This window comes from Microbacterium sp., from assembly GCF_011620665.1.
Classification (GTDB): domain Bacteria; phylum Actinomycetota; class Actinomycetes; order Actinomycetales; family Microbacteriaceae; genus Microbacterium.
This window is the reverse complement of sequence record NZ_WOYQ01000073.1, coordinates 1-3,907: the sequence shown is the minus strand read 5'-3', so window position 1 is coordinate 3,907 and position 3,907 is coordinate 1. Positions and strand designations below refer to the sequence as shown.

The window sequence follows — 3,907 nt, the reverse complement described above, 5'->3', positions numbered from 1 at the left end:
GCCCGCCGATCACCCCATCCGAGCCCACCCAAGGCTCATCGGTGGATCGAGGCTATGGGGCGCTGCTCGCTGTCGGGTGATTGCGCGTCGACCAGCAACCCCAGTGGATCGAATGCGCGCGCCCTACCCTGCAGAGGTTCTGTTGCCGGCATGTGAACAGATGGCCGGGCCTGCCCGTGGTGCCGGCACTCACCTACTTCCGACGCAACGCCGGCATGACGCGCGGCAATTGCCCGAGCCCTCGCCCCAGCCTGACCACGCGAGCCCAGATCTTGGGCCACGGGCGGTCACGCACTTCGGGGTGCTCCGCGAGCAGATCGTGGTCGGTCGGCCAGATACCGTGCCGCAAGAGCAGGGCTTTCTGCGACCAGGGGACACGGCGCAGACCGATGAGCCACGAGGCGACCCGGCCCTGTCGCCCTGCAACTTTCCGGTGCCACTCGCGATACTCCGGGCTGTCGAGGTCGGCCGGCGTGACACTCACCGGCACGCCCAGCGCGGGGAGAACCTCGCGAAGAGGTGCGACGCTGCCCGTGGACTGCGATAGTGCGCGCAGATCGTCGCGGTCTTGCTCAGTGAGCGTGAGCGCGAGCAGGCCTTCGAGTTCGCGATCGTGACGGGGCTGCGCGGCCTGTCCTCGCAGCGAATGCAGAGCGAGGATGAGCACGTTGCTCATGCGGTCGGGTACCGCCGAGGGGTGGTGGGCGAACGCCAGCTCCTGCCGACGTGACCACAGCACATCGAACACCTCGGCGGGTGGTTCCAAGAAGCCGGGCCAGTATGAGTGCACGTCGATCGAGTTGGGCCAGCCGTCTCGGCGGAGCGTGACAGAGTGCAGCGTGAACAGCTCGTTCGGGAAGGTGTCGAGAAACTCTGTCCACCCGGCAGCCTTGACGATCTCGAGAAACTCCTCGAACCGGCTCGGCTCGATCAGCACGTCGACGTCTGATGACGCATGCCGTTCGCGCAGCCCCTGGTGCGACAGCGCGCGGCCTTTCAAGACGAGAAGTCGGATGCCGTTCGCCAGCGCCTGCTCGTGCATCCAGGCCGTGCACAGCTCGATCGCCTCGTCGAGCCGCAGCTGGGCAACGGGCAGGGGCGCGCTCTCAGACGGCAAGGCTTCGTTGCCGGCGGGCCGAGAGGCGCACCGCGAGGGCGCCGCCGCCGAGGAGAAGCACGCCAGAGGCGCCCCAGATCGTGACGAGAAGGCTGAGGTCTGCCGACGGACTCGCCGCAGATGCTTCCGCTGAAGAGGCGGCGACAGTCGTTGCCGCCGTCGGCACATACACAGCCGAAGCCGACGCGTTCACCGACGAAGCGTCGGCCAGGTACTCGGCGCCGCTGGCCACCGCAGGAACGGCCAGGATGCTGACCCCGACGAGCACAGTCGCTACTGCGGCCGTGGCAACAGAAGTCTTCATGGCTCACGCCTTTGCGTTGTTCGTAACGTCCGATGGATCCGGTGATCAGGGCGCCGTTGAACTGATCGGTGGTGCTGCGGAGGGCGGTCGTGCTGTCACTCAGCGTTCTCCCAGTGTAGGGATGTCATGTTACGTGCGCGTGAACATCCCCCTTCGGTCTGCGCTTGTGAGCGGCGATGTCCGATGCCTGTGGAGACGGGGGACCGCTCTCAGATTCCGTTGGATTGACGCGGCTCCGCAAGCTGCTTACGGTCGGCCCATCCCGTAGTACGTCCACCCCGCCGCCCGCCACGCCGCCGCATCGAGCCCGTTGCGACCGTCGACGACCACACGGCCCGTCGCGAGCGTTGCGGCGTGCTCAGGTGAGAGATCGCGGCGGTACTCGTCCCACTCGGTGACGAGAATCACCCCGTCGGCTCCGCGGAGGGCTTCGTCACGCTCGGCGACGTAGTTGAGTTGCGGGTGGATGCGGCGGGCATTCTCGATCGCTTCGGGATCGGTGATCGTCACCCAGGCGCCCAGGCCGTGCAGCTTCACGGCGACATCGAGGGCGGGCGAGTCGCGCACGTCGTCGCTGTGCGGCTTGAAGGCGGCGCCCAGCACGGTGATGTTCTTCTTGAACACCGACCCGCCGAACGCGCCGACGACGAGTTCGACGGCACGATCGCGGCGGCGCAGGTTGATGGCATCGACCTCGCGAAGGAACCCCACCGACTCACCGCGACCGAGCTCCTCAGCGCGGGCCGAGAACGCTCGGATGTCCTTCGGCAGGCATCCGCCGCCGAAGCCGATGCCGGCGCCGAGGAACCGCCGTCCGATGCGCGCATCGTGGCCGATCGCGTCGGCGAGCTGAGTGACGTCGGCTCCGGTGACCTCGGCGATCTCGGCCATCGCATTGATGAAGGAGATCTTCGTGGCGAGGAACGCGTTCGCGGCGACCTTGACCAGTTCGGCGGTCGCGTAGTCGGTGACGATGAACGGCGTCTGCTTGGCGATCGCTGGGTGGTAGACCTGCCGCAAGATGTCGGCGGCACGTTCGCCCTCCTCGCCGCTCGGCACGCCGGCCACCAGACGGTCGGGGTCGACTGTGTCCTTGACGGCGAAGCCCTCGCGCAGAAACTCGGGGTTCCAGACGAGCGTGGCGCCCGTCGGGCTGACGCGAGCAGCCAGGTCGGCGGCCGTTCCGACGGGCACGGTCGACTTGCCCGCAACGAGGTCACCCGCGCGCAGATACGGGATCACCCCGTCGATCGCCGCGTTGACATAGGTGAGGTCGGCCGCGTAGCCATCCTTCTGCTGCGGTGTGCCGACGCCGACGAAGTGCACATCAGCCCCGTGCGCGTCTGCCATGTCGGTGCTGAAGCGCAACCGCCCCGACGCAATGCCTTCGGACAAGATCTCGGGCAGGCCGGGCTCGAAGAAGGGTGCTTCGCCCTTCGAGAGCGACGCGATCTTTCGCTCGTCGACGTCGATACCGACCACATCGTGGCCGATCGACGCCATGGCCGCAGCGTGAACCGCGCCGAGGTAACCACAACCGATGACTGACAGGCGCATGGATCTCCTTAGGGATCTGGGGATTGCGTTGAGGGCCGGCGGTCCTTGGCGGCGTGCGTGCTTCTTTACTAGCAGATCGACGTTTCAGGAATGTGCGGCGTGAATCGCGAGGGTACCGTGGAGGGCCTGAATCCCCGGGAGGATGATGACTGTCGAGCCCCTGGCTTGTTGGCGGCTCGGTTAGGCCTCGGTTAAGCCGTTACAGTACGATGACGGCGGCCAGATTGAAGTGCCATGGGTCCGATGGAGACTCGCTATTTGATTCCGACCAGAAGTTCGCTGTCGGTTTGGACAGCATAGAACGCGATCTGGAACTCGAGGGGAGGGACGTCCCCGAGCTAGCCATGGAGGCGCTGCGAATTGCGCCAGTGCACCCAGCCGAGCGTCGCGAGCTCGAGATTTTCGACCGTCTTCCACGGTCTCGGCCGGGCGGGTCGCCGGACGAGTTCGGGCTTGTAGTGCCCGTTGACCGCCTCGGCCAGCTCATTGTCGAAACTGTCGCCCACGTTCCCAATCGACGGGGTCGCCCCGATCTCCGCGAGCCGTTCGCCTAATCCAAATCCGAAGCTCGCAATCAAACGCCGCTTCTGTGTTACGAGCCGATACCGTCGATCCCGCCGTCACCCATGTGACCAACGTCATACAGCCATCCGCACGAGGGACAGATATACTCCGGTTCGCCGAAATCGCGGGCCGCGGCGCCGTCAACGTAGCTGATGCGGTCACCACAGTTTGGGCAGAGGCCCGGTCGCTCCTGCAGCAACGCAACCATGCCGACTAGCGTACAGGCTCGGAGGCCTCGGCCTACCGATCAAGTGTTACACCGCAGTCGCGCTCAACTTCATGGGCTGGCGCCTTCGACGGGTGCGGGCTACTAGTGTCCTGCGCCGGTAGTTCGTTGGAGTAGTCGTTTCAGGGAGTCGAGGATC

Annotated in this window: 3 protein-coding genes and 1 pseudogene; all 4 read right to left on the bottom strand. The window is 66.0% G+C overall.

Annotation, left to right across the window (positions count from 1 at the left end):
• Positions 1-193: 193 nt before the first annotated feature.
• Complete coding sequence (locus tag QZV81_RS09310; RefSeq protein ID WP_292836201.1) at positions 194-1,117, bottom strand: nucleotidyltransferase family protein; 924 nt, start codon at positions 1,115-1,117, stop codon at positions 194-196.
• Positions 1,107-1,421 (bottom strand): hypothetical protein, encoded by a 315-nt coding sequence (locus QZV81_RS09305; RefSeq protein WP_292836199.1) that lies wholly within the window; start codon positions 1,419-1,421, stop codon positions 1,107-1,109. Before QZV81_RS09305 ends, QZV81_RS09310 begins: the two co-directional genes overlap by 11 nt.
• Positions 1,422-1,667: 246 nt before the next feature.
• On the bottom strand, positions 1,668-2,978 hold the full coding sequence (locus QZV81_RS09300; protein WP_292836196.1) for a UDP-glucose/GDP-mannose dehydrogenase family protein: 1,311 nt from the start codon (positions 2,976-2,978) through the stop codon (positions 1,668-1,670).
• A 254-nt stretch (positions 2,979-3,232) separates the two neighbouring features.
• A pseudogene (locus QZV81_RS09295) lies at positions 3,233-3,658 on the bottom strand (integrase core domain-containing protein); the annotation flags it as partial.
• Positions 3,659-3,907: the final 249 nt, after the last annotated feature.

Bases quoted from the DNA above. Each gene is read 5' to 3' on its own strand.
- QZV81_RS09305 (WP_292836199.1), bottom strand. From the start codon at position 1,421: ATGAAGACTTCTGTTGCCACGGCCGCAGTAGCGACTGTGCTCGTCGGG.
- QZV81_RS09300 (WP_292836196.1), bottom strand. From the start codon at position 2,978: ATGCGCCTGTCAGTCATCGGTTGTGGTTACCTCGGCGCGGTTCACGCT.